At 37.9% G+C, this 26,047-nt stretch carries 31 protein-coding genes and 1 other annotated feature; of the genes, 22 read left to right on the top strand and 9 right to left on the bottom strand.

Annotated features, from left to right (window positions below; translation table 11 throughout):
- Positions 1–109: 109 nt before the first annotated feature.
- The 11 genes from FPQ13_RS13360 (at position 110) to mtnN (ending at position 9,362) form a co-directional block, all read left to right on the top strand.
- A complete protein-coding gene (locus tag FPQ13_RS13360) occupies positions 110–280 on the top strand; it encodes a hypothetical protein (RefSeq protein ID WP_186279508.1) in 171 nt (56 codons plus the stop codon).
- 54 nt (positions 281–334) lie between these two features.
- Positions 335–578, top strand: a binding site (T-box leader).
- A gap of 286 nt (positions 579–864) precedes the next feature.
- The gene (gene alaS / locus FPQ13_RS01635) at positions 865–3,504 is read left to right on the top strand and encodes an alanine--tRNA ligase (protein ID WP_144087554.1); all 2,640 of its coding nucleotides are present in this window, start codon (positions 865–867) and stop codon (positions 3,502–3,504) included.
- 49 nt (positions 3,505–3,553) lie between these two features.
- Complete coding sequence (locus tag FPQ13_RS01630) at positions 3,554–3,826, top strand: IreB family regulatory phosphoprotein (RefSeq protein ID WP_144087553.1); 273 nt, start codon at positions 3,554–3,556, stop codon at positions 3,824–3,826.
- Complete coding sequence (ruvX, locus tag FPQ13_RS01625; protein ID WP_144087552.1) at positions 3,823–4,242, top strand: Holliday junction resolvase RuvX; 420 nt, start codon at positions 3,823–3,825, stop codon at positions 4,240–4,242. Before FPQ13_RS01630 ends, ruvX begins: the two co-directional genes overlap by 4 nt.
- 9 nt (positions 4,243–4,251) lie before the next feature.
- Positions 4,252–4,539 (top strand): DUF1292 domain-containing protein, encoded by a 288-nt coding sequence (locus FPQ13_RS01620; RefSeq protein ID WP_144087551.1) that lies wholly within the window; start codon positions 4,252–4,254, stop codon positions 4,537–4,539.
- Between the two features lie 236 nt (positions 4,540–4,775).
- Positions 4,776–5,909 carry an endolytic transglycosylase MltG gene (mltG, locus tag FPQ13_RS01615; protein WP_144087550.1) on the top strand — a complete coding sequence of 378 codons (1,134 nt, stop codon included), beginning with the start codon at positions 4,776–4,778 and terminating at the stop codon, positions 5,907–5,909.
- Between the two features lie 98 nt (positions 5,910–6,007).
- A complete protein-coding gene (locus FPQ13_RS01610; protein WP_186279507.1) occupies positions 6,008–6,646 on the top strand; it encodes an O-methyltransferase in 639 nt (212 codons plus the stop codon).
- Between the two features lie 19 nt (positions 6,647–6,665).
- Complete coding sequence (gene udk / locus FPQ13_RS01605; RefSeq protein WP_144087548.1) at positions 6,666–7,298, top strand: uridine kinase; 633 nt, start codon at positions 6,666–6,668, stop codon at positions 7,296–7,298.
- A gap of 48 nt (positions 7,299–7,346) precedes the next feature.
- Positions 7,347–7,823, top strand: coding sequence for a transcription elongation factor GreA (gene greA, locus FPQ13_RS01600; protein ID WP_144087547.1), 477 nt, complete (start codon positions 7,347–7,349; stop codon positions 7,821–7,823).
- A gap of 94 nt (positions 7,824–7,917) precedes the next feature.
- Positions 7,918–8,655, top strand: a complete 738-nt coding sequence (locus FPQ13_RS01595; protein ID WP_144087546.1) for a YrrS family protein — start codon at positions 7,918–7,920, stop codon at positions 8,653–8,655.
- A gap of 20 nt (positions 8,656–8,675) precedes the next feature.
- A complete protein-coding gene (mtnN, locus tag FPQ13_RS01590) occupies positions 8,676–9,362 on the top strand; it encodes a 5'-methylthioadenosine/S-adenosylhomocysteine nucleosidase (RefSeq protein ID WP_144087545.1) in 687 nt (228 codons plus the stop codon).
- 98 nt (positions 9,363–9,460) lie between these two features.
- Here the strand turns inward: mtnN and sigK are convergent, their stop codons facing one another.
- The 8 genes from sigK to sda form a co-directional block, all read right to left on the bottom strand.
- Positions 9,461–10,183, bottom strand: a complete 723-nt coding sequence (gene sigK / locus FPQ13_RS01585; protein ID WP_144087544.1) for an RNA polymerase sporulation sigma factor SigK — start codon at positions 10,181–10,183, stop codon at positions 9,461–9,463.
- Positions 10,184–10,330: 147 nt separating this feature from the next.
- Positions 10,331–10,690 (bottom strand): monovalent cation/H(+) antiporter subunit G, encoded by a 360-nt coding sequence (mnhG, locus tag FPQ13_RS01580; protein ID WP_144087543.1) that lies wholly within the window; start codon positions 10,688–10,690, stop codon positions 10,331–10,333.
- Positions 10,671–10,976, bottom strand: coding sequence for a Na(+)/H(+) antiporter subunit F1 (locus FPQ13_RS01575; protein ID WP_144087542.1), 306 nt, complete (start codon positions 10,974–10,976; stop codon positions 10,671–10,673). The genes mnhG and FPQ13_RS01575 overlap by 20 nt, the downstream gene beginning before the upstream one ends.
- A complete protein-coding gene (locus FPQ13_RS01570; protein ID WP_144087541.1) occupies positions 10,976–11,452 on the bottom strand; it encodes a Na+/H+ antiporter subunit E in 477 nt (158 codons plus the stop codon). Before FPQ13_RS01570 ends, FPQ13_RS01575 begins: the two co-directional genes overlap by 1 nt.
- Positions 11,453–11,457: 5 nt before the next feature.
- Positions 11,458–12,942 carry a Na+/H+ antiporter subunit D gene (locus tag FPQ13_RS01565; protein ID WP_144087540.1) on the bottom strand — a complete coding sequence of 495 codons (1,485 nt, stop codon included), beginning with the start codon at positions 12,940–12,942 and terminating at the stop codon, positions 11,458–11,460.
- Positions 12,935–13,273 carry a Na(+)/H(+) antiporter subunit C gene (locus FPQ13_RS01560; RefSeq protein ID WP_144087539.1) on the bottom strand — a complete coding sequence of 113 codons (339 nt, stop codon included), beginning with the start codon at positions 13,271–13,273 and terminating at the stop codon, positions 12,935–12,937. Before FPQ13_RS01560 ends, FPQ13_RS01565 begins: the two co-directional genes overlap by 8 nt.
- A 1-nt stretch (position 13,274) precedes the next feature.
- Entirely contained in the window at positions 13,275–15,608 is a 2,334-nt protein-coding gene (locus FPQ13_RS01555; protein WP_144087538.1) for a Na+/H+ antiporter subunit A, read from the bottom strand.
- 146 nt (positions 15,609–15,754) lie between these two features.
- A complete protein-coding gene (gene sda / locus FPQ13_RS01550) occupies positions 15,755–15,895 on the bottom strand; it encodes a sporulation histidine kinase inhibitor Sda (protein WP_144087537.1) in 141 nt (46 codons plus the stop codon).
- A 700-nt stretch (positions 15,896–16,595) separates the two neighbouring features.
- Between sda and FPQ13_RS01545 the strand changes: the two genes are divergently transcribed.
- Genes FPQ13_RS01545 through FPQ13_RS01510 form a run of 8 tightly spaced genes read left to right on the top strand, consistent with a single transcriptional unit; the run spans position 16,596 to position 21,599 of the window.
- On the top strand, positions 16,596–17,111 hold the full coding sequence (locus FPQ13_RS01545; protein ID WP_144087536.1) for a YqeG family HAD IIIA-type phosphatase: 516 nt from the start codon (positions 16,596–16,598) through the stop codon (positions 17,109–17,111).
- Between the two features lies 1 nt (position 17,112).
- On the top strand, positions 17,113–18,219 hold the full coding sequence (yqeH, locus tag FPQ13_RS01540) for a ribosome biogenesis GTPase YqeH (protein WP_144087535.1): 1,107 nt from the start codon (positions 17,113–17,115) through the stop codon (positions 18,217–18,219).
- A gap of 13 nt (positions 18,220–18,232) precedes the next feature.
- On the top strand, positions 18,233–19,045 hold the full coding sequence (aroE, locus tag FPQ13_RS01535) for a shikimate dehydrogenase (RefSeq protein WP_144087534.1): 813 nt from the start codon (positions 18,233–18,235) through the stop codon (positions 19,043–19,045).
- 4 nt (positions 19,046–19,049) lie between these two features.
- Complete coding sequence (gene yhbY / locus FPQ13_RS01530) at positions 19,050–19,340, top strand: ribosome assembly RNA-binding protein YhbY (protein ID WP_144087533.1); 291 nt, start codon at positions 19,050–19,052, stop codon at positions 19,338–19,340.
- Between the two features lie 46 nt (positions 19,341–19,386).
- A complete protein-coding gene (locus tag FPQ13_RS01525; protein WP_144087532.1) occupies positions 19,387–19,947 on the top strand; it encodes a nicotinate-nucleotide adenylyltransferase in 561 nt (186 codons plus the stop codon).
- The gene (yqeK, locus tag FPQ13_RS01520) at positions 19,937–20,497 is read left to right on the top strand and encodes a bis(5'-nucleosyl)-tetraphosphatase (symmetrical) YqeK (protein WP_144087531.1); all 561 of its coding nucleotides are present in this window, start codon (positions 19,937–19,939) and stop codon (positions 20,495–20,497) included. Before FPQ13_RS01525 ends, yqeK begins: the two co-directional genes overlap by 11 nt.
- Before the next feature lie 11 nt (positions 20,498–20,508).
- Positions 20,509–20,853, top strand: coding sequence for a ribosome silencing factor (rsfS, locus tag FPQ13_RS01515; RefSeq protein ID WP_144087530.1), 345 nt, complete (start codon positions 20,509–20,511; stop codon positions 20,851–20,853).
- 17 nt (positions 20,854–20,870) lie between these two features.
- Complete coding sequence (locus tag FPQ13_RS01510) at positions 20,871–21,599, top strand: class I SAM-dependent DNA methyltransferase (RefSeq protein ID WP_144087529.1); 729 nt, start codon at positions 20,871–20,873, stop codon at positions 21,597–21,599.
- A 55-nt stretch (positions 21,600–21,654) separates the two neighbouring features.
- Here the strand turns inward: FPQ13_RS01510 and comER are convergent, their stop codons facing one another.
- Positions 21,655–22,497 (bottom strand): late competence protein ComER, encoded by an 843-nt coding sequence (comER, locus tag FPQ13_RS01505; RefSeq protein WP_144087528.1) that lies wholly within the window; start codon positions 22,495–22,497, stop codon positions 21,655–21,657.
- A 55-nt stretch (positions 22,498–22,552) separates the two neighbouring features.
- Between comER and FPQ13_RS01500 the strand changes: the two genes are divergently transcribed.
- The 3 genes from FPQ13_RS01500 to FPQ13_RS01490 all read left to right on the top strand — a co-directional run bounded on the left by FPQ13_RS01500 (position 22,553) and on the right by FPQ13_RS01490 (position 26,028).
- On the top strand, positions 22,553–23,146 hold the full coding sequence (locus FPQ13_RS01500) for a helix-hairpin-helix domain-containing protein (RefSeq protein WP_144087527.1): 594 nt from the start codon (positions 22,553–22,555) through the stop codon (positions 23,144–23,146).
- A gap of 62 nt (positions 23,147–23,208) precedes the next feature.
- The gene (locus FPQ13_RS01495; protein WP_144087526.1) at positions 23,209–23,778 is read left to right on the top strand and encodes a ComE operon protein 2; all 570 of its coding nucleotides are present in this window, start codon (positions 23,209–23,211) and stop codon (positions 23,776–23,778) included.
- A 12-nt stretch (positions 23,779–23,790) separates the two neighbouring features.
- A complete protein-coding gene (locus FPQ13_RS01490) occupies positions 23,791–26,028 on the top strand; it encodes a DNA internalization-related competence protein ComEC/Rec2 (RefSeq protein WP_186279506.1) in 2,238 nt (745 codons plus the stop codon).
- Positions 26,029–26,047: the final 19 nt, after the last annotated feature.

Below are 26,047 nucleotides of genomic sequence, written 5' to 3'. Positions count from 1 at the left end.
AGTCATAGTGAAGGCGAATGTCGAACAGCCAAAACGAATATATCTAAATATGCATAATTTGGGCCCTCATGACAAAAAATGAGAGGAAAATACAAAGGAGTTATTTTCCATGAAATGCCCAAACTGTCATACGTGCAACATTGGAATGATTGGCGAAGAGCGATTTTATTGTTGGAATTGTCTCGTTGAAATCGATCATGAGCAACAATCAAGGGAATTGGTAAGCCAAGTACAACAACCTGAGTATTTTTTAGAGGATTTATTTTCCGATGAAAGATAGTAGAAATTGACAGCCTGATAGAGATTCAATATAATAGCGAGAGAAGTAAAATTTACGAAATCGATGAAGGAAACGAGTAAATGACATAGCCACTTCCAAGAGAGGTGTCTTCCTGGCTGTAAAAGACGCTAAGTGAATGTCATTGAACGCTATTCCAGAGAGCGGCTAATCCCCGCCGGTCCACTCCGTTACAGTGATTGAGCTGATAGATTTTCCAATCACCAACTTATGAGGTAAATAAGGTTGGTGTTGTTAAAAATCTATAATCAGGGTGGCACCGCGGATAACCGTCCCTACATATTATTGTAGGGGCTTTTTTGTGTTTGGCACAATTTAAATTCTTAATGATGTAGCACTGATTTGTAGAATTGTGAATCGTGTCGGGGGCGACTTCAGCGGATCTTGAACTAACAGAACTTCCGCTAAAAGCACTGCCGCAAAATCGATCGACGCCGCCGAAAAATCGAGCGAAGCCGCCGATAAATCAATCGACTCCGCCGAAAAATCGTGAAGATGAATCACAAGATCGACAACGGACTCTAACAAAGCTTTATAATTTACGAAAACCTTGAGGAGGAAGAACGATGAAATTATTGACATCTAGTGAAGTAAGACAAATGTTTTTAGATTTCTTTAAAGAAAAAAATCACTCTGTCGAACCAAGCCGGTCATTGGTTCCCCATGAGGACCCAACTTTGTTATGGATTAATAGTGGGGTAGCAACATTAAAGAAATATTTTGATGGACGCGTAATCCCTAATAATCCAAGAATCGTTAATGCTCAAAAGGCAATTCGAACAAATGACATTGAAAATGTTGGTTTTACGGCAAGACACCACACATTTTTTGAAATGCTCGGCAACTTTTCAATTGGTGAGTATTTTAAAGAAGAAGCCATTGAGTGGGCATGGGAGTTTCTAACGAGTAAAGATTGGATTGGATTTGATCCAGAAAAATTGTCAGTTACTGTTCACCCAGAAGACGAAGAAGCGTACAAGATTTGGGCAGAAAAAATCGGACTGCCTGTAGAAAGAATTATTCGGATTGAAGAAAATTTCTGGGATATCGGAGAAGGTCCGAGCGGCCCAAACTCAGAAATCTTTTACGATCGTGGAGAGAAATATGGAAACGATCCCAAAGATCCAGAGCTATATCCAGGCGGTGAAAATGAACGTTATTTAGAAATTTGGAATTTAGTATTTTCTCAGTTTAACCACAATCCAGACCATACGTATACACCATTGCCGAATAAAAACATTGATACTGGTATGGGCTTGGAGCGTATTGTTTCTGTCATTCAAGACACGCCAACGAATTTTGAGACGGATTTATTTAAACCAATCCTAGAAAAAATCGAAAACATCAGTGGAAAAACATATGGTCAATCAAAAGAAATCGATACAGCATTTAAAGTCGTTGCCGACCATGTAAGAACCGTCGCATTTGCAATTGGAGATGGAGCATTACCTTCAAATGAAGGAAGAGGTTATGTCTTAAGAAGACTATTACGTAGAGCAGTGCGTTTTTCTAAAGAGTTGGGTATGAGCCAACCATTTATTCATCAGTTGGTTGAAGTCGTTGCAAATATTATGAAAGACTTTTATCCAGAAGTCAGTGAAAAAAGTGATTTCATTCAAAACGTCATACGGACGGAAGAAGAACGTTTCCACGAAACACTCCAAGAGGGACTTGCTATTTTAGAAAAAATCATGAAACAAGAGAAAGAAAAAGGAAGTTATATCTTCCCGGGTAATGAAGTGTTTGTTCTTTATGATACGTATGGATTTCCGAAAGAATTAACCGAAGAATATATCCAAGATGAAGGCTTTGAAATTGATGAAGCTGGATTTGAGAAAGAAATGGCGGCACAGCGTCAACGTGCACGCGATGCTCGACAAAACGTTGACTCCATGCAAGTTCAAGATCAAGTTCTTAGAGACATTCATGTAAGCAGTAAATTTACTGGATATGACCAATTGAAAGTTGAAACGACTATTGCAGCATTGATTAAAGATAAACAAGAGGTTCAGGAAGTAAAGCAAGGTGATGAAGTTTATCTATTTCTTAAAGAGACGCCGTTCTATGCAGAAAGTGGTGGACAGGTAGCCGATGAAGGAATCATTCAATCTGAGCAAGGAAAAGCTTCAGTATTGGACGTCCAAAAAGCACCGAATGGTCAAAACCTTCACCGAGTCAGAGTAGACGAAGGTACATTGCACACCGACGATGTCATTACCGCAGAAGTTGACCAATCGAAACGTAAGAAAGTAATTAAAAACCATACAGCGACACACTTATTACACCAAGCACTTAAGGATGTATTAGGTGACCACGTTAATCAATCAGGCTCACTGGTTGCACCGGATCGATTGCGATTTGATTTTTCTCATTTCAATGCAGTCTCGGAAGAAGAGCTGAGTGAAATTGAAAAAAACGTGAATGAAAAAATTTGGGAATCTATTCATGTTCGTGTTAGTTACCATGATATAGAAGAAGCCAAGAAAATGGGTGCGATGGCACTATTTGGTGAAAAATACGGAAAAGAAGTTCGTGTCGTCTCTATTGGTGAATACAGCCTTGAGCTATGTGGTGGTTGCCATGTTACAAATACGGCGGAAATTGGCTTATTTAAGATTATTTCTGAATCTGGTATTGGTGCAGGAACGAGACGTATTGAAGCAAAAACAAGCAAAGGCGCTTTTGAATTTTTTGAAGATAAACAATCCTATTTACACCAAGCAGCAAACCTACTGAAGACAAGAGAAGAAGAAGTTCCAAATCGAATAGAAACATTGTTTGCTGACATTAAGTCATTACAAAAAGAAAATGAATCTTTATCAGCCCGTTTGGCGAATGTCGAAGCGGCCGAGTTAATTGAGCAGACAGAAAATGTAGAAGGTATACCGCTACTGGCAGCGAAAGTTAATGTTAAGGATATGAATGCACTTAGACAAATGGTTGATGAATTCAAACAACAATTAACGTCAGGAATTATTTTATTAGCAATTGAAAATGGTGAAAAGGTTCAATTAGCTGGTAGTGTATCAGAAGATTTAGTGAAAAAAGGATACCACGCCGGGAATATGGTTAAACAAGCAGCCATTATTTGCGGAGGTGGCGGTGGAGGCCGTCCAGACATGGCCCAAGCAGGCGGTAAAAACCCTGAAAAAATTGGTGAAGCATTAGAATCAGCAAAAGACTACATTAAAAATGTTTCTTCTTGAACGCATTTACGTTTATAATGAAGGTAAGTAGAAATGAGGGGGATCAATTATGGATAATCAAGACCATACGATGAAGTTCCAGTTTTCTGATGACTCTCAAGAACAAGTCGTAAATGAAATTTTGCATTCTGTGTATGAGTCGCTTGAAGAAAAAGGCTATAATCCGATTAATCAAATTGTCGGCTATCTATTGTCAGGAGATCCTGCTTACATCCCTCGTCATCGAGATGCACGGAATATGATTCGAAAAGTTGAACGGGATGAGTTGATTGAGGAAGTGGTCAAGCACTACTTAAAAACGAATAAAGAGGATAATAGATGAGGATATTAGGATTAGATGTTGGGGAGAAAACCATCGGGGTTGCTGTCTCTGATGCCCTACACTTCACAGCTCAAGGAATTGAAACAATTTCTTGGGATGAGCATGCAGGTTTTGAACAAATATTGCCCAAAATGGAGGCAATCATCAAAGAACACGAAATTAGCAAAGCTGTCGTTGGCCTTCCAAAGCATATGAATGGTACGATTGGTGACCGTGGAGAAGCGTCAAAAAGATTTGCCACGTTTCTGGAAAATGAACTAGGAATCAAAACGGTTCTTTGGGATGAGCGATTGACATCAATGGCCGCCGAACGTGTATTACTTGAAGCAGATATGAGCCGCAAGAAGAGAAAAAAAGTCATTGATAAAATGGCAGCCGTATTGATCCTTCAAGGTTATCTGGATCAATCCAACTAAAAAGGAGTGTTGAAAATGGAAGAGAAAGAACGAATTATTATTCCGGACGAAAATGGTGAGGAACATCTTTTTGATGTGTTGTTCTCGTTTGATGTAGATGAAACAGAAAAGTCATATATCGTCGTTGTCCCTTCCGATCAAGTGGATGAAGATGAAGTAGAAGTTTATGCATTCCGCTATGAAGAAAGCGATGAAAATGAAGATGACATGGCTCTTTACGAAATCGAAACGGATGAAGAATGGGAAATGGTCGAAGAAATGCTCGCAACTTTTTCCGAGGAAGAAGATACAGAGTAAGATGGTTCATTGATCTAAAAAAAGCCGAGTCCATCAAGGACCGGCTTTTTTATAGATTAATTTATTTTTTTATAAGAGCTTTTACAAGGACGGTAGCATTATTTCACCCTATTTCCACGTAACAATTTCTTTGTGAAAGACAATTTATTAGACAATTTTTTGGAAACTCTACTGAAATTATAGAAATTATTCTATGAATACTTTATAATGAAGCGGGTAGATAGGGGGAAGAGAACATGTCAACTTCCAATGATGATTCAAAATTAACCTATAAAGAAGTAAAGAAAAAGCGAATATGGGAAGCAAAGATTGCACGAAAATGGATTATAACCATCCTTTTTTTCGTAATCATTGCTCTAATCATTGGTGGACTGTCTATTTATAACTACATAGACAAGGGTCTTAGTCCAGTCGACCCTGATAATAAGGAGATTATCGAAGTAGAGATACCATTAGGTACGAGTACAGAAGGGATCGCCAGCATCCTTGAAGAAAAAGACATCATTAATAACGGTTTAATCTTTCGTTTGTATGTGAAATTCAAAAATGAATCGGGCTTCCAAGCTGGAGAGTATTTATTGGCACAGAACATGGAGCTTGATGAAGTTATTGAAACGTTAAAAACAGGTAAGATACTCGTCGATCCTTTGTATACGATAACCATTCCAGAAGGGTTCACAGTGGAACAAATAGCTGCCCGTTTGGATAAAGAGACGCCAATCAATGAAGAAGAGTTTTTAGATAAAATGCAAGATCGTGAATATATTCAATCCCTAATCGGACGGTACCCAACGATTCTTGGAGAAGATATTTTACAGGACGAAATTAGGTATCCACTAGAAGGTTATTTATATGCTATTACGTATCCGATCTATCAGGAAGATCTAACGATTGATGATGTTGTCAACATGATGTTGACCGAAACATCTAATCAACTACAACCGTTTATGAGCCAAATAGAAGCATCGGATTTTAATGTTCATGATGCCATTACAATGGCTTCATTACTTGAGCGAGAAGCTGTTAGTAAGGAAGACCGAAAAATGATTTCTGGCGTTTTTTATAATCGTTTAGAAGAAGATATGAAACTGCAGACAGATCCTACTGCATTATACGCTCATGGCGAACATAAGGAGCGCGTGTTATATTCTGACTTGGAGATTGAATCTCCTTATAACACGTATCATATAAAAGGATTACCAATTGGACCGATTGCCAATTTCCACAAAAATTCGATGGAAGCGGCATTGAATCCTGAAGAACATGAGTATCTTTATTTTGTTGCATCGTATGAAGGCGAAGTGTATTATGCAGAAACATTCGCTGAACATGAACAAAATATTCAAGAATACCGTCCACCGAAAGACTAATGGACAGAAATTTTAGGGAGCGCCTGGAATTCGCGTTCCCACCTTTTTTTATGATAAAATAACGGAATTGAAGAATAATGCACTGTTGGAGGAAAGTCATGCGTGCTTCGCAAAGTTACATCCAGTCATTGTATGAAGGATCCGACTCTGAATTACGGAGAATTACAGAATATGCAGTTGAGCATCATGTTCCGATTATGGAAGTTGACGGCATCCAATTCATCAAACAGTTGATTCGAATTCATCGGCCTAAAAAAATACTTGAGATCGGAACAGCAATCGGTTATTCCGCTATACAGATGGCGAAAGTAGATTCGAGTATTCAAATTACAACCTTGGAAGTCGACGAAACTAGGTATCGACAAGCAATGAAAAACATACAAACATTAAATTATGAGAATCAAATAAAAGCCATACATCAAGACGCAATCGATTATTTAAAAGAGCGGACAGAAGCTGAACAATTTGATTTTGTGTTAATAGATGCGGCCAAGGGAAAAAATAAAGACTTTGTAAACTATACAGCACCTTTCTTAAAAAAGAATGGCTTATTGGTAGTTGACAATGTATTATTTAAGGGGTATGTTTCTGGAGAGAATAATGAATCCAAACGGTTATCCAAGCTAGGTTCGAAAATTAACTCCTTCAATCAATGGTTAATGAACGATGAACGTTTTGAAACGACGATTGTGGAAACCGGAGACGGAATCACAGTGGCAATCAAACAGACAAAATAGAAAGGGGCTTCGGATTCCCGTGAGCAAGAAACCTATTATAATTGGTGTCGCTGGAGGAAGCGGCTCAGGCAAAACGACTGTAACAAAAGCAATTTATGATCAATTCAAAGACACATCCATGCTAGTGATTGAACAAGATTATTATTATAAGGATCAATCACATTTACCGTTTGAGGAACGATTAAAAACAAATTATGATCATCCACTAGCATTTGACAATGACTTACTAAGGGAAGATTTACAGAAGCTCTTAGATCGTCAATCGATTGAAAAGCCGGTATATAATTATGAAATGCATACACGGTCTGACGAAACAATTACCGTTGAACCAAAAGATGTTATCATTTTAGAAGGAATTTTAGTCCTTGAAGACGAAAGATTACGTGAGATGATGGATATCAAAGTGTTCGTTGATACGGATTCTGACCTACGAATTATTCGTAGAATGATGCGAGATATCAATGAACGTGGAAGATCGATTGAATCTGTCATTGATCAATATGTCAATGTAGTGAGACCAATGCATCTGCAATTTGTCGAGCCAGCAAAGAGGTATGCAGACATTATTATTCCAGAAGGCGGCCATAACTACGTTGCAATCGACTTATTGACAACAAAAATTAAAAGTATTATTGAGGACAAACATTCATAACAATGGATTAGTGACAAACAGATTAGAAAATATAAAGAGGTGTTAGAAATGGCAGAAGAGAAACAGTTTTTTATGACAGAAGAAGGGAAAAAGAAGCTAGAAGATGAATTAAATGATTTAATTACCGTTCGACGACCAGAAGTGGTTGAACGCATTAAAATAGCTAGGGATTTTGGTGACTTATCCGAGAACTCTGAATATGATTCAGCGAAAGATGAACAAGCATTTGTTGAATCCCGGATTTCTCAAATTGAGACGATGCTTCGCTATGCTGTCATTATTGAAAATGATGAAAACGTATCTGATATTGTCCAGTTAGGTAAAACTGTTAAATTCGTTGAATTACCAGACGGAGACGAAGAAGAATATCAAATTGTCGGAAGTGCGGAAGCGGATCCTTTTGAGGGTCGAATTTCAAATGATTCCCCGATGGCACAAAGCTTACTTGGTAAAAAAGTCGGTGAAGAAGTAACCGTCGTTACACCAGGTGGCGAATTGGAAGTTCGAATTACTGAAGTGAAATAAGAAAGTGTTATATATGTATTGTCCTACGCATTGTTGTGTAGGACATTTACATATTCAACTACTTAAATAAATCCATTTCGTGGAGGTCCGTGTTATGGCAGATGAATATCAAAATGAACATACAAGAGCTGAACGTTTTGAAAAAAGAAGAAGAACAACAAAGATGCTCAATTACATGTTGATATTAGCAGGAATTTTAATACTGTTATTAGTGATGTTATTTTTCTTTTCTGGTGAAGATGAGGCTGAAAATGAAGATTCTGAGGAAGGTATGGAGTTAAATGAGTCTTCTGACGGGGAATCGAACAAAACCGAATCATCAGACCAGGAAGAAGAAAATAATGAGAATCCAGATGAAGGTAACGAGGATTCATCATCTGATGAAGACCAATCTACAGATGAACAAGAACAGTCAGATGAGGAAGAAACTGAAGAGTCGTCAGATGAAGATGCAGGTGAATATAACAGCTTCGGAGAAAATGTTGAAGTTGAGCAATCCGATGAAGAGAATGTAACTAAGGTTATTAAAGGGAATTGGGATGCCTATCCAACGAATCAAAATGAGCCACACTCGATTGATTTAGGTGATGGCAGTCAGGACCGCCAAGAGTTAGAAGAAGCTTCAGCGATGGCGATTAATGCTAATTCAGAGAACATTACTTATTGGTGGTTCGGAAGCGACGGAAGACCAAATTATGTGGAAGCGACAATTGAAAACCAGACAGATGGGGAAATCTATCGTGTCCACTTAGAATGGATCGAAAATAAAGGCTGGCAACCACAACTCGTAAAAGTTCTAGAAGAAAACGATCAAAAACATCGATTTGAATAATAGTACTAAGGAGTTAAGAAATGAAATATGCAATTATAGGGGCAATGGAAGAAGAAGTAGAAGCGATCAAGAAACGGATAACCGTCCAATCATCAGAAACGATAGCAAATTGCAAGTATGATATTGCAAGCTATGGCGAGCATGAGGTTATTTTATTGCAGTCCGGCATCGGAAAAGTGAATGCAGCTTTATCGACAGCAATTTTACATGAACGGTATCAGCCTGATTATGTCATTAATACAGGAAGTGCTGGTGGAACGGATCCGTCATTGGAAGTTGGAGACGTAGTCATCGGTGAAAAGATTTTACATCATGATGCTGATGCAACCGCATTTGGTTATAAATTTGGTCAAATTCCCCAAATGCCTGAAGTGTTTACATCTGATGAGCAACTGATCCAACGAGCCAAAGATTCCATTGAAGAGCTTACAGGCGATTTTCAGAAGGTTGTTGGGATTATAGGTACAGCTGACACGTTCATGTCTGATGCTAATCGTGTGAGCCAGGTTGTCAGTCGGTTTCCAGAAGTAAAAGCATTGGAGATGGAAGCAGCCGCCATCGCGCAAGTTTGTTACCAATACGGAACACCGTTTTTGATTGTTCGCTCTTTATCTGACATTGCAGGTAAAACATCAGAAGTCAGTTTTGAAAGGTTTCTTACGAAAGCGGCAGAAAACAGTGCGAGTTTTATATTGAATATGTTATAAATGAAAACCCTAGACAAAGATCAATGAAACCGATTTTCGTCTAGGGTTTATTATATGTCCAAAATAATGCCAGCAAATCGTGCTTGATTATTGAACATTTAGGATTCTTTTTGCTTTTTAATTTTTTCTTTTTCACGATAAAATGCATGAAACATTTTCATAAGTGCGCGTTTTTCAATCCGAGAGACATAGCTACGTGATATGCCGAGTGACTGAGAAATTTCTCGCTGTGTGTATTCTTTTTGATTATTCAATCCATACCTTTTTACAATCACTTCTTTTTCACGCTGATTTAATAAATGAATATATTGGAATATTTTTTCGATTTCCATCGTCGTCTGAACTTTTTCAGCGAGGTCAGGTTGATCTGATTGTAATATGTCTATAAGACTAATCTCATTTCCTTCTTTATCGTTACCGATTGGGTCTTGTAGGGACATATCTTTATTGCTTTTTTTTGTGGAACGAAGAAACATCAGTATTTCGTTGTCGATACATCTTGCTACATAGGTTGCTAGCTTTGTGCCTTTATCCGGTGAAAAGCTTTCTACACCTTTGATTAGACCGATTGTACCAATAGAAATTAAATCTTCTTGATCTTCTTTATTATTTTCATACTTTTTTGCGATATGCGCTACAAGTCGTAAGTTATGTTCAATTAGTTTATTGCGAGCGTCCAAGTTTCCATTTTGCCAAAGGTCTAAGTACTTTTTTTCATCTTCTTTTGAAAGCGGTTGAGGAAAAATCTGTCCCTTTATATAGAGGGCAAAAAAGTAAGGGTGCTGGACGAACAATGAAAGTAGTTTTAAAAAACTAAGCAAAACATCACTCCCGGTTGACTAGATATTTGCCTACATCCCAATTATATGGCGGAGATTTTAATTTGTGCTTGTCCAACTTAAAAACAATAAAAAAACTGCACTCCATCGAAAGGAGTACAGTTTTTTCGTATGATGATTAAACAACTGTTATTCAGATTGGCGTTCGGCTTCATTTTGTTCATTCATTTCTTGTAATTCATCACGGATACTACTTTCATGTAGCTTGACTCCGGCATTATGAGCAGCTCTGGATATCATGTGACCACTGATTGGGGCAGTAAGCATAATAAACCATATCCCGATCAAAAGCTTTCCACTAATAATTCCATGGTCTACATAGAGGTATAAGAAAGCTGCCAATAAGACACTCGCTACACCGAGTGTAGAAGCCTTTGTAGCTGCGTGAAGCCTCGTATAAACATCAGGAAAACGTAGAATTCCCAGTGATCCTGAAAAAATGAAAAAGGTGCCAATCAATAAAAATAGACTAATGATTATTTCGATCAATGATAACACCCTTTTCAATGAATTTCGCGATTGCGATTGTACCGATAAACAACAAAATTCCAATCAATAAAATAACATCATTTAACTTAGTCGTCACGAGATGAATTGCTGTCAGTCCAGCAAATGCCATCAAATTAATCCCCATTGTATCCAAGGCGACAGCACGGTCCGCATTCGTTGGACCAATGATAATGCGAATCAATAAGATAACTACCGAAATAGCAATGACAATCAAACAAATGATGACTGTCCATTCCAATAGTTGACCTCCAAAATCTTCAAACATTATCTTGTCACCTCCATAATCGCTTTTTCAAAGGTTTCCTTTATTCCTTCAATTTCTTTCTCAATGTCCGGCATATCCATCGCATGGATAAAAATCTTTGTATGATCTTCTGAAATAGATACGCTCAACGTTCCAGGTGTTAGAGAAATTAAGTTGGCTAGCAACGTAATTTCCCAATTCGTCCGAAGATCTGTTGGTAGTGCAAAAATTCCAGGTTGTACATTCAACTTAGGCTTATATACGAGTTTAGCAATTTGCCATGTTGATACAATTAATTCTTTAAAAAAGAGTAAAACCAACTTGATCATCAATAAGACTCGCTTAAAGTAAAACGCATCTGGTATGAAGCGACGAAGTAAAAACAATAAAGCTATACCGATGATATAACCAATCAGAAAAGTGACGAATGTATAAGACTCAGTCAAAAACATCCATAAACATGCAATAAGTAAATTGAATATAATTTGAATAGCCATAAATCTTACTCCCTTAGTACGGCATTAATGTATTCTGCGCGATCTAATAACATATTGGCAATTGTTTCAACATGAGGATAGATAAACTCAGCGCCAATTCCTAGAAAAATACTGATCGCTAGTAGTATTGCAGCAGGAATGGTTAAGTTGCGAACTTTTTTGTTTTGTCCTTCGGGTAACTCTTCAACAGTGTCTCCCCAGAAGCCACGTACGAAAATACGAATCATGGAATATAGGATTAATAAACTTGTGATAAGGGCTGCGATCGTTAAAAGGATCTCTTCTTGTTCTAATGAACCTCTTAATAATAACAGCTTTCCTATAAAACCACTAAACGGTGGGACACCTGCCAGTACGAGAGAACCGACAAAAAACAGCCAACCTAGAACAGGATATCGGGTGATTAAGCCGCCCATTTTCCGTAAATCATCTGTACCTGCCGCTACAACTAAAGCACCAACAAGAAAGAATAAGGCGGCTTTGATGACCATGTCATGGATTAAGTAATAAACTGAACCTTCAATACCGGATGTTGAATATAAGCCAATTCCCATTAAAATGAATCCGATTGCTGGGATAATGTTATACGTAACAATCAGTTTAACATTTTGCGTTGATAAGGCTCCAATGACACCGAATAACATCGTGAACATCGCTAACCAAATGAAGATCTCATGGGTAATGCCGACATCGTTATTGAAAACCAAAGTATACATACGGAGGATCGAATAGATTCCGACTTTCGTAAGTAATGCTCCAAATAAAGCTGAAACGACTGGATTTGGAACGATATATGAGTTAGGCAACCAGTAATATAGTGGAAAAATGGCTGCTTTGATAGCAAACACGAAAAACAGCAAGACAGCAAGCCCCGTTAATACGCCTGCTTGCTCAGCTTCTTGAATTCTTTCAGCTAAGTGGGCCATATTAACCGTGCCTACTGAGGCATAAATAAAACCAATCGTCGTGACAAATAGCATGGAAGAAAATACATTAAATAGAACATATTTCAGAGATTCTCTTAATTGTACTTTTCCTCCACCTAGTACAATGAGTCCGTACGAGGCCATCAACAATACTTCAAAGAAAACAAATAAGTTAAACAAGTCTCCGGTCAAAAATGCACCGACAACACCACTGATCATTAAGAACATAAATGTATAAAAATAGTAGGTTTCTTGTAGTTGACTTAATGAACTAGGTGCATAGAAGACGGCTGCAGTCGTCACGATGGACGTAATCAAAACTAACGTCACCGATAAATAATCTGCCACAATCGATATGCCGAACGGCGCGGCCCAGCCACTTGACTGCATAACGATGATTCCGTCCGTGAAAACAACCCAAGCTAAGTATCCCGCATATACTAAAAAGATGATCGCAAATAGTTTTGCAATGACCCGTGATAGACCGAGTTTTTTTGGTATAAACGCTGAGATAACACTAGCTATTAAAGGTATTACAATAGGTAAAACTGCTAAGTTACTCATCACTACTACCTCTCAATTCATCCATATTATCCGATTTGTTCAGTGTGTAGGTTCGGTAAGCTAATACGAGTAGAAAACTAGTTACCCCAAAGCTTATGACAATTGATGTCAGAATGAGAGCTTGTGGAAGAGGGTCTGTATAATTCGTTACACCCTCAACCAACACAGGAGGATTTCCTCGTTTCAACTTTCCCATCGTAAGCAAGAAAAGATGGGCAGCATGCGACAGTAGTACCGTACCTATAATGATTCTTAAAAACTGCTTTTGCAATAAGTTATATATGGCGGTGGCGAACAAAATGGACGCCAAGATAGCCATCAAGATTTCCATATTATTTCGCCCCCTTATTTTTTCTAAATCGAATTAATGTGTATATGGCGAGTCCGGCTCCAAATAGCACAGACACTTCAAAAAGTGTATCTAAGCCACGGAAGTCGACTAAAATCACGTTGACGATATTATCTCCTCCGCCTAGCTTATAGGAGTTTTCTGTAAAGTAATCGGAAATCGTCTCAAAGAATTGGCTATTATAAGCACTGATGGACATGACGAGCATCAATGCTCCGAAACCGATTGAAATGACTATGTTTACACCACGTTGGGCGATTGACTCTGTTCGTTTGGTCAAGTTTGGTAAGTGATAGAAACAAAGCAAAAACAGAGCAACCGTAACGGTCTCAACAATCAGTTGTGTCAGTGCTAAATCTGGTGCACTATAAAGTACGAATAAAATAGCTAGACCATATCCAACAACACCAACTACTAAGATCGCAGCAAGGCGATTGGTTACAAAAATGGTTGCAATAGCTGCAATTGCCATGACAATTGCAATGAGCACTTCGTGTACGGTGACAGGAGCCACATCCGTTACTTCGAAATTGATTCCATCACTAATAAATAAAGCAGTTCCGGTAATAGCTGTTACAGAAGCTAATAACAACACCATATATAGCCGTAAGGAACCATTCATATATGTGAATGTGATTCGATTACTAGCAGCTTCTAACTGATTAACTCCCCAATCATAAATTTGATTGAAAGAAAAGTTTCCAGGTAAGATATTGTAGACTTTTTCCCATTTTGTTTTTGTTAAGACAAGAATTGTTCCAAGTACGACCACTGTTAAAGACATGTACAGGGGTGGGATGAACCCGTGCCAAAAACTAATTTCTTTTGTCACTTCATCACCGAAGACTGCGTCGGCTGCATGTGTTAATAAGCCATTGTTGAACAGACTAGGGAAAAGTCCAATGACAATCACGCCAGTAACTAAAATGATAGGTGACAATAGCATCATAAAAGGTGCCTCATGTGGCTTAACCGGTAATTGTTCTTCTTTATACTTTCCTCTAAATGTTCCAAAGAATAAGTACATCGAATAAACAAATGTGAATATACTGCCAATCACCGCTAAATATGGAAGCACGATTGCAACTATTTCTACAAATGTACCTGCATACCCGGATAACTGAAGCGATGCATCGAAAAACATTTCTTTACTATAGAAACCATTTAAGAATGGCAATGGAACGCCAGCCATCGAAAATGTTCCAAATAGAGCTAGTGTGGCAGACATTGGCATAAATGTCATCAGTCCACCCAGTTTTCTTATATCTCTTGTACCGGTTTCATGGTCGACAATCCCAGCAATCATAAACAAGCTACCTTTAAAGGTTGCGTGGTTTAAGATGTGGAATACAGCTGCAAAAATCGCGATATCTGTGCCGAATCCTAACATCGCCATAATCATACCTAATTGACTGATCGTTGAATAAGCAAGAATCGCCTTTAGATCCGTCTGCCTGACGGCCATATAAGAACCACATACCAAAGTAACGATTCCAAATAGGCTCAACAGCATGAAGAAGCTAGGTTCGCCTCCGAAGATTGCTGAGAAACGAGCCATTAAATATATACCTGCTTTTACCATTGTTGCAGAGTGCAAATATGCACTGACAGGTGTCGGAGCTTCCATGGCATCAGGTAACCAAATATGGAAAGGAAATTGTGCTGATTTCGTAAATGCTCCGAGCAATAGAAAAGCTAGTACCAATGGTAAGAAAGAGCTTTCCAATATGACATCCGCTTGGTTCACCATTTCACGGATGCTTGTCGTTCCGGTGATGATTGTGAGAGAAATTAAACCAGCTAATAAGCTAAAACCACCACTAACTGTAATCAATAACGACTTAATCGCCCCGTAACGAGATCTTTCTTTGAAATGCCAATAGCCAATTAAAAGAAAGGAAGAAAGCGATGTAAACTCCCAAAACGCATAAAGAGCAAACACGTTATCAGATAGAACAACGCCTAACATTGCTGTCATGAAAATATACAAATAAGTATAAAAGTGGCCCAGTCGTTCTTTTTTGTCCAAATAATAGATGGAGTATAAAACGACTAACGAACCGATTCCACTGATCAATAAAGCAAATAAAAGACTCAGCCCATCCAAGTGGAAACTAAGCGATATATCAAGTGAAGGTATCCAATTATAACTGCTTACTTGACTTTCAAAATCACTCCCTACGAATGAAACGAAATAAATAAAAACGAATAATGGTATAGGCAGGATGAGCCATCCAGTATGTATTTTATGTTTCATCCTGCTGAGGAATGGAATGACGATTGCAAATAGAAGTGGTGCAAAAACTGCGTAAATCATGAATGGTGACATCCTTTCAACGGTATAAATACAAATATAGTAACCATTATAATGGCTAATGATTACAATTGAAAAGAGTAAACCATCAGCCAATAAAAAAACTAACACGGTTATTCGTGTTAGTTATATATAGGTAGAAAAGCTGTTTATGACATTTCTTTGATTTTTTCATCCAGCCCTCTAATGATAAGCTCTTGCTCAATTAAATTGATAAAGTCATCATTCAATTCTAGTTTGACAGCTCGTAGGTATGATTCAATCAATAAATGATCTGATAATTGTTCCATTGTGAATGCCTAAAAGGCTTGCACCTCCCATAAATCTCTAAATGAATCGCTTTTCCACGTGATTTATCCTATCACTAAAAAGAAGAATACACAATTCGAATAATTTGTGTTTAACTTGTGCATAAGTTGTGTGCAATCAACTGAAAAAGAGTCGAAAATATTGAAAGATGAGGGGTTTATTTTGTGGATTTATTTATCCACAGAGAGAAAAATGTATGAATTTGTCGAACGATTCTTAACATTTTTTCAAATTATTTATTATTTTAAAAAATGGTATTACTTATTATTTCCGTTACAACTATGATGTAAACATGAAATACATAAAAAGTGACAGGCTAATAACTATACATTAGGCTTTGTTAAAGCTCAGTGTTGATTTTCTAATGATGAAGTACTGAGTTGTTGAATTGTGAGAAGCGAAGGTGGCGACTCCTGCGGGTCAACTAAGACCGGCCACGTCCTGTGGCCAACGTTGACACTAGCCGTCCATGGCGTCGGAAAAGCTCGAGCCGTGCCCGCGGTATAGAAGACACTGCGGTTTATCGCAGATGTCGCCTTATGCCCTGTGGGTAAAAGCGTCTACCGATAGCGGATCACAATATCAACAACGGGCTTTAACAAAGCTATCCATTAAAAACGCTTTTCAATTGTGATAGGTTCCTTTATGATGAATACTAGCGAATCTAGGTGAGGTGTAAGTATGCTTTCAGAATTTTTGCCAAGTGATCAAGTTAAAGACGTATTCGAGATAACACCTGCTTATTTAAAAGAGCGAGGAATAAAAGGGGTTATTACTGATTTAGACAATACGTTGGTTGCTTGGGATCAGCCTGAAGCCACTCCGGAAATTATCGAGTGGTTCGAGTCATTAAAAGAGGCCGGTCTCCAAGTAACGATCATTTCTAATAACAATGAAGATCGAGTAGGAATGTTTTCAACCCCTTTAGATATTCCCTTTATTCATAATGCTAAAAAGCCTACACAAAAAGCTTTTAGACAGGCAAGAAAAACGATGAATCTTCCAAAAGAAGAGATTGTAGTCATCGGCGATCAATTATTGACAGATGTTCTCGGAGGGAATCGTGCGGGCCTTTATACAATACTTGTTATACCCGTTGTTGAATCTGATGGATTCTTTACAAAATTTAATCGAATGATTGAAAGAAGAATCATGAATTATTTTAAACGAAAAGGTAAGTTGAATTGGGAGGATTAATATGAATGAGCAACTGTACTGTCAAGGTTGTGGAGCACCCATTCAGACAGAAAATAAGCAAGAACCTGGTTATGTACCAGAATCTGCGTTGAATCAAGAGCAATTGATTTGCCAGCGTTGCTTTCGGTTAAAAAATTATAATGAAGTTCAAGATGTGAATATGCATGCAGATGACTTTCTCCAAATGCTTCATGATATTAGTGACCAAGATGCAGTGGTCGTTAACATTGTTGATTTATTCGATGTTCACGGAAGCTTCATTCCGGGTTTAAAGCGCTTTGTTGGGAACAATCCCATCGTTTTAGTCGGTAATAAAGTTGATCTGTTGCCGAAGTCGACAAATTTGAACAAGGTTAAACTTTGGTTGCGCAATGTTGCTAAAGAGTATGGATTAATAGTCGAAGATGTATTTTTGGTCAGTTCTGTTAAAGGAACAGGAATTGATGAGGCGTCTGTACAACTTGACCAACTTAGACAAGGAAAAGATGTCTACGTTGTCGGATGTACAAACGTCGGTAAATCGACTTTCATCAACCATTTAATTCATCAGTCGGTCGGTGAAAAAGATGTTATAACGACTTCTTATTTCCCTGGTACAACGCTTGGATTCATCGAAATCCCATTAGATGAACAATCAAGTTTGATTGATACACCAGGAATTATTAATGAACACCAAATAGCCCATCTCATGTCTGCGAAAGACTTGAAGTTGATCACACCAAAAAAAGAAGTAAAACCGAGAGTTTTTCAATTGAATGATGGACAAACATTATTTGTCGGTGGCATGGTTCGAGTGGACATTTCTGAAGCAGATGATAAATATGGCTATATTTGTTATTTCTCAAACCGATTGTTCATTCATCGAACGAAGACCGAAAAAGCAGAAGAATTATATGAAAATCACCTAGGTGAAATGTTATCTCCACCGAGTGAAGAAACATTAGAGAATTGGCCAGCTTTGAAACGAAAAACCTTCCATGTTCACGAAAAGAAAATGGATGTTGTCATTTCGGGACTTGGATGGATTACCATACCACCCGGTAAGATCACAATAGACGCATATGCACCTGAAGGCGTAAATGTTATAATACGTGAAGCAATCATCTAAAAGGAATGATCTTATGTATCGTCTAGGGTTGATTGGAAATCCAATAAAACATTCAAAATCACCCGAACTTCATGAACAGTTTTTGAAAGAGCTTGGTGTGAAAGGCGTATACAAATTGTATGAGTTAACGCACGATGAATTAGGTGCTTTTACAGAACGAGCTAAGCAAGATGGAATATTAGGGTTTAATGTAACCGTACCTTATAAAGAAGCCATTATTCCACATTTAGATCGATTAGATTTTTTTGCAAAAGAAATGAACGCCGTGAATACTGTGAAATTGATGAATGGCGAGCTTGTTGGTTACAATACAGATGGAATAGGCTATATGGAAGCGTTAAGGCAATTTAAACCCGATTTTTTTGACCATACAAATAAAGAGATTTTGATCATCGGGGCAGGAGGAGCAGCTAAAGGGATCGCTCTTGCTCTGAATGAAATAGAAAATACAACCATTAATATAGCGAATCGAACCGAAGATCGAGCATTTGAACTGGCCAGGAAACTAAAAAATGGTCACGTATATAGTCTGGCAGAAGCTGAACGGCATCTGGAAGCGTATGATTTGATTATTCAAACGACAACTGCTGGAATGCAACCGAATATTGATGGACAAGTCATCCGGTTGGATCGTGTTAAACCAACAGCTATTGTCAGTGATATTATCTATCAGCCGAAATGGACGAAGTTCCTTAAGCAAGCAAGTGAGCATGGTGTCCACGTACTGTTTGGGATAGATATGTTGATTTATCAAGCGGCTAAATCTTTTGAAATTTGGACAGGACATCGACCGACCGAAAAACTGCTGGAATCGCTGAAGGAGTGATCGAATGTTAACAGGAAAACAAAAACGTTTTTTGCGTAAAGAAGCACATCATTTATCGCCAATTTTTCAAGTTGGCAAGCAAGGCGTCAATGAAAATATGATTGCACAATTAAATGATGTACTTGAAAAAAGAGAATTGATTAAAGTTAATATTTTGCAAAATGTTTTTGAGGACAAAAAAGAGATTGCCCAACAAATTGTCCAAGGAACAGAGTCTGAATTAGTACAACTGATTGGGAATATCGTTATTTTATACAAGCCTTCTGAAGAAAATAAACAGATTCAATTACCATAATGCGAAGGCTCAACTAATATTTATGTCGGTGTAAAAAGGTGATTTCATGAAAGTAGGATTGTTTGGTGGCACGTTTGATCCGCCACATTTGGGACATTTTGAAATCGGAAAAACAGTAAGAGAAAAACTTGACTTGGATGAAGTTTGGTTTATCCCGACCTATGAACCGCCTCACAAGGACAATGCAACAGCATCACCGAATGACCGATTACGAATGTTAGAACGAATGATTGATGGTGAGGAAGGCCTTCACATTTCAACGATTGAATTTGAACGAGAAGGCCGTTCTTACACGATTGATACAGTCAAAGCACTACGAAAACTTCACCCTGAAGTACAGTTTTATTTTATTATCGGTGGAGATCAAATTGCATACTTACCTAATTGGTACAAAATCGAAGAATTAAAAGATTTAGTTCAATTTGTTGGGGTAAGAAGAGAGGGTTATTCGTACAACATTCCAGCGCAAATACGGATGGTTGAGATACCTGATTTACCTTACTCTTCGACAAGCATTCGAGAAGGACTACAAAGAAATGAACCGGTTGAAGGTTTGCAAGAAAATGTAGAACGGTATATAAGGGAGAATCATCTTTATGAACGTTGAATTGGCCTTAGCGGAATCAAAAAAGGTATTAAGCAACAAACGGCAAGCACATGTTGAGCGAGTAACTGAAGAGGCATTGCACTTAGCTAAACTGTATAACGCCAACGAAGAACACGTCGGGATTGCGGCTGCACTGCATGATTACGCAAAAGAATTTGAAAAAACTCGTCTCAGTAAAATCATTGAGTCATCAGTTCATCTACCTAAAGATTTATTGATGTTTAATGATGAACTTTTACACGGTCCAGCCGGCGCTGAACTCATTCAACGTAAATTTAATATAAAAGATAATAATATTCTTAACGCAATTCGTTACCATACGACAGGGCGCGCGGGGATGTCCCTTGAAGAAAAAATTGTTTTCCTAGCAGATTATATTGAACCAGGAAGAGACTTTCCAGCCGTCTACAAATCACGGGAATTAGCTACTCAAAACTTGAATGAAGCTTGTCGATATACGCTTCAGGAAACGATTCGTTTTCTAATGAGTAAACATCAATTGATTTACCCTGATACATTTCATGCATATAATGAATTAACAAAAAATTAGGAGGGTTTTATTTGGACAGTAAACAACTACTTGAAATTGCTGCAAAGGCATGTGACGATAAAAGCGGACAAGAGATTGTCGCACTCGATATGAAAGAAGTATCTTTAATCGCTGATTACTTTTTAATTTGTTCTGGAAACACTGAGCGTCAAGTGGATGCCATTAGCAAGTCCATTAAAGATGCGGTAGAAGAACAAGGTAAAGAAGTGAAAAGAATTGAAGGAAAAGACCAAGCAAGATGGGTGCTTGTTGATTTAGAAGATGTCGTTGTCCATATTTTCCATAAAGAAGAAAGAGCATATTATAACTTGGAAAAATTGTGGGGCGATGCATCAAAAGTTGACTTGCCTATTTAAGAAAGGGCGCAATCTTCATGTACGATCAAATGGCAAAAATTTATGATTACTTCATGGCTGAGGTACCGTATCACCAATGGGTTGATTTTTATGAAACTTTCACGAAAAAGCATTCTAATCCATCGGTATTAGACCTTGGCTGTGGAACTGGTGAGATGTCATTTCGCTTGGAGGCAACCGCTCGAAAAGTCGTCGGTATCGATTTATCCGCAGAAATGATCGAGCAAGCAAAAAATAAAAAGCAACAGACTAGTTCCGTTATATTTGAGCAAGCAAATTTAGTTCAATTATCACTCGATGAACAGTTTGATGTCATTGTCAGCTTTTTAGATGTCCTAAATTATATAACTGAACAAGAAAAAGTGAAGGAATCTTTTCAACGAATCAGAAGACACTTGAAGCCAGGTGGGACTTTTCTTTTTGATGTTCATAGCATTGAGCATATGAACCAATTGATCACAGATGAAATCTATTCGTATATCACTGATGAACTAAGTTACGTATGGTTTTGCCTACCAGGTCAAGAAAAAGGGGAGGTCCATTACGACCTCACGTTTTTCGTAGCAGAAAATGACGGACGGTATAAACGATTTGATGAGGAGCATACTCAACGGACTTTTTTAGTTCATCAATATAAACAATGGCTTGAACAAGCGGGCTTTTCGAAAGTTCGTGTTTATGCCGATTTCAACTTTTTTGAAGAAAGTGAAGAAGGCGACCGCTTGTTTTTTGTTTGTGAAGCATAGTGAAAAAAAGCAACATAAATTTGTTGCTTTTTTCTTTGTCTTGATTACAATAGAATTATCCACTAAAGTTCATTTTCGCCTCGAGAGTCAATGCCTCCACCATTTCTTTTTCTGCAGAAAATTTTTGATGTGTGTTTTTAAATACTTGATTGAAACTGTTGTGTATCTCCTTTTCTAACGCTTCCATGCCTACTCCGGTAATTCCACCTTTAACCATTACTTTTTCACGCAATGTTTCAAGAGAAAAATGTCTTTCCTCTAATAAACGACCAAATCCAATCACCATCGTTTCTACAAAATTTACAGCTTCTTCTCTTTTGAGTGATGTTTCCTGTTCGACGGACTGAATCATATCTTCTAACACATAACTTAAAAAAGCCGGACCACAGGAGACGATATCAGAAGCGGCGCGGACATTGTCATCATTGACTTCAACAGGATTTGAGAATAGTTTACACGTTTGCTTAATCATTTGTTGATCCATTGTATTCGTTCGTTTGCCGAACGTAAGTAGTGTGGCTCCCGTTAACGATTGGTTTGTGATACTTGGAATCATACGTGCTGTTTTGCACGGAAGAATTTGGTCTAAGTGGTCAGTTGAGATCGAACTCGTAATGGATATAACCAATTGTTCTTTTTTAATGTGAGGCTGAAGTTTTTTTGAAATCTCTAAGATTTCTTTCGGTTTAGCACACAGCAGTAGCACATCACATTTATTGGCCATGTTCGTTAAGCTTCGTTCGACATGGACATTTGGATATTGATTTAACAACTCATATGCCTTCATCAATGTACGATTATATAGGTAAAGGTTCTCTTCCTCCACAGCATGACTAGTAGTCAATGAATGCAAGAGAACTTTCCCCATATTGCCTGTTCCGATAATTCCCCAATTCATTTCATAACCTCCTTAAAGGTATCCCTAAATTAATATATGAAAGAAGGTTTTGAACATGATTATTCAAAAAAAATGGTTGATTTATGTATTGATCTTTTTACTATTAATCATTGCGCTATTCTTTTTCCAACAAAACCAGGAAGCTACTTCAGTTATAGTAGAAGAGCCTGTAGAAGCCGTCGATGAGATTGTTGAGCCAACGGAAGAAACAGTTGAATCCGCAATACTTTGGGTGGATATTAAAGGAATGGTCCAAAAGCCAGGTGTATATCAATTAAAGGAAGGCGACCGTGTCAAGGATGCGATTCACCTAGCAGGTGGTTTTGTAGAGGATGCCGATGAGCTTATGGTCAATATGGCTGCATTAGTTCACGATGAAATGGTTATTTTCGTACCTATGAAAGGAGAAGAAGTAGAAAGCACTTATTCTTCTCACCACGTAGCGTCAGAAGAAGGGAAAGTGAGGATTAATACTGCTGAGTTAAATGAAATCATGACATTACCGGGTATCGGTGAACAAAAAGCGAAGAGTATTATTGAATATCGTGAAACAAATGGCAAATTCAAGACCGTTGAAGATTTATTACAAATATCAGGAATTGGAGAAAAAACACTTGAACGATTTAGAGATATGGTCATTGTCCCATAATGCTGACGTGATATACTAAAGGGAAATAAAATACTTTTAAGTGTTTAGGAGGAACGTAACCAATGGAGCGAATTTCTTGGGATCAATACTTCATGTCGCAAAGTCATTTATTAGCTTTACGTAGTACGTGTGAGCGATTATCGGTAGGTGCGACAATCGTACGTGAAAAACGAGTCATCGCAGGAGGATACAATGGAAGCGTGTCTGGAGGAGATCACTGTATTGAGGTTGGATGTAAAGTCGTTGAAGGTCATTGTGTCCGCACAATTCATGCCGAAATTAATGCGATATTGCAATGCGCCAAATTCGGTGTTCCTACAGAAGGAGCTGAAATTTACGTCACTCACTTCCCATGTTTGAATTGCTGCAAGACAATCATTCAAAGTGGAATTAGAAAAATTTATTATGCAGAAGATTATCGGAACCATCCATATGCGATTGAATTACTTGAAGCAGCAGGTGTTGAATATGAGAAAGTCGAATTGGATTATTTACATATTGACACTGGTATAAAAGAAAAAATTACCTTAATGACGAAGCTCATTCAAGAGTTGGAAGCGCAGGGAGTAGAAGAGGAAAAATTACGTCATTACCGAGAACAAATCAATGACCTATTTATGCACGTCGAATAAATTGAGGTCGATGTGAAAGGTAATCTTTATTTAGCCGCAATTGTTTTTACATTGGGATACTTGCCAATCGAAGTGAGCCTTTGCTTGCTAGGAGTACTGTTATTGATACTTCTCCGTTTTTGGTTCAACCATAAATGGTTCTTCGGAGTATCCCTTCTTCTTTTTATCCTCTCTTTATATCTCTCGCCTACAACCCCATTATCTGAACGTGTCATTCCGGATCGATACACAGGTTCGATTGTTATTAAAAGTCACCCAATTTCAAAAGAGTTTTATACAGAGTTTGAAGTTGAGCTAGCTGATCGACAGAACGTTCTTGTACGACAATCTACTCATAAGCGGACTGATATTAAAGTAGGTGCTATATGCAAAGCAGAGTTATCCATCGAACAAGTCAAAAAAGCAACAAATTTCGGTCAGTTTGATTATGCTTTATTTTTACGTAATCAAGGCATTAGCGGAACTGTGTATGATGCAACAATTGATGAGTGTGTCGGTTCGTCATTAGTTTCACCCCTTTATGATTATCGAGATCGATTACTCATTAGAATCGATGACATTTTTTCTCCGAATACTTCCGCGTGGATGAAAGCTCTACTATTTGGCGAACGGACTAGCTTAAATGATCAGCTCATTGAAAGTTTTCAATTTTGGAATTTATCACATTTGCTTGCAATCAGTGGGTTGCATGTCGGTTTACTATTAAGTTTATTGTATGCGGTGTTGTACTTTGGATTCCGTCTCTCAAAAGAAGCTGCTATGAATGTATTGCTCGTTACGATTCCCGTTTATATCTTACTTGCTGGAGGTCAGCCTTCAGTCATTCGTGCAGGCATGATGGCTGTACTGGTCATTTTGATTACGAAGCTTAAATTAACATTAAACTTGCTGGATGTTTTATCGATCGTTTATATCGCTTCGTTGTTAATCGATCCCTATCTGTTTTATCAGCTCTCTTTTCAGTTTTCCTTTCTCGTGACTTGCAGTTTAATTTTATCGAAGCGGATTATTACAACTGATGGCTGGTTTTGGATCTCGATAAAAATCAGTCTCATTAGCCAACTCGCACTATTGCCACTTCAGTTTTATCACTTTTACTACACAAATGTTTTATCCTTTCTCCTCAACCTATTGTTCGTCCCATATTTTACTTTGTTTATGTTACCACTATTGATTATTCTTTTGTTGTTACAATATTTGTCTCCAATGCTTGCACTTTTCATGGAAAAAGTTTTTGTATGGATTAACCAGCCGATGATGAATGCATTAATTGGACTTGAACAGTTTTCTTTTGCTCAATGGATTGTTGGAAAACCTTCAATCGTGTTGATTGTTATTTATTATGTCATTTTTCTTAGTGTAATGGCTCTATGGAATGATAGTAAGAAGAAATTAGCGGCAGTATTTTCAGTTATGTTAATTGCGTGTTGGTGGGTGCAGCAAGCAATCCCATATATGGATAGTACGTATCGGATTACAATGCTTGATGTCGGGCAAGGCGATTCATTTGTCATTGAATTGCCATACAGGTCAGCTGTTTTAATGGTAGATGCAGGAGAAGAGGTAGCCTATTCTCATTTGGATCGGCCAAATAGGAATACGAAGAATATTGTTCAACCTTTTTTATGGTCAAAAGGAATTTCTGAGCTCGATGCTTTGTTGATTAGCCATTTTGATTACGATCACGTTGCAGGCGGAAAAGAGATCATGGACACATTTAATACAAAAAAATTATTTATTGCAGCAAGAGAAGATTTAGAGACCGTTCAACGTTATTTTGGCGATCGTTATGAACCCTTTCTTTTAAGGAAAGGCCATCATTTACGGTTTGAAGGTGGGAGCATTGAAGTAATTGCGCCTGAAACAGAACGATTAGCTGGTAGTGAAAATGATCATTCATTAGTTTTTATTTTAGAAGTAGATGGGCATCGAACGTTGTTTACCGGTGATGTAGAACAACAAGGGGAGAAACAAATTCTTCAAGCAGACTTACCACCAATTGATTTATTAAAGATTGCTCATCATGGAAGCAAAACTTCTACGGGTGAAGATCTCATAACAGAAGTAGAGATGGAATTGAAAGATGCTTTTATATCTGTAGGAGAAGATAATTCCTTTAACCATCCATCTGAAGAGGTAATTCAACGATTGGAGGAGCGAGATATCCGTATATGGCGAACAGACATCCACGGTTCTGTCGAAATGAATTACAAAAATGGACAAAGCACATTTTACCTGCTTACACCATAGAATAGAAAAAAGAGGCTGA

The sequence above is a fragment of the Allobacillus salarius genome (genome assembly GCF_007559425.1).
Taxonomy (GTDB): Bacteria; Bacillota; Bacilli; order Bacillales; family Alkalibacillaceae; genus Allobacillus; species Allobacillus salarius.
Note: the sequence above shows the minus strand (reverse complement) of the source record. Positions and strands in the feature narration are given on the sequence as shown.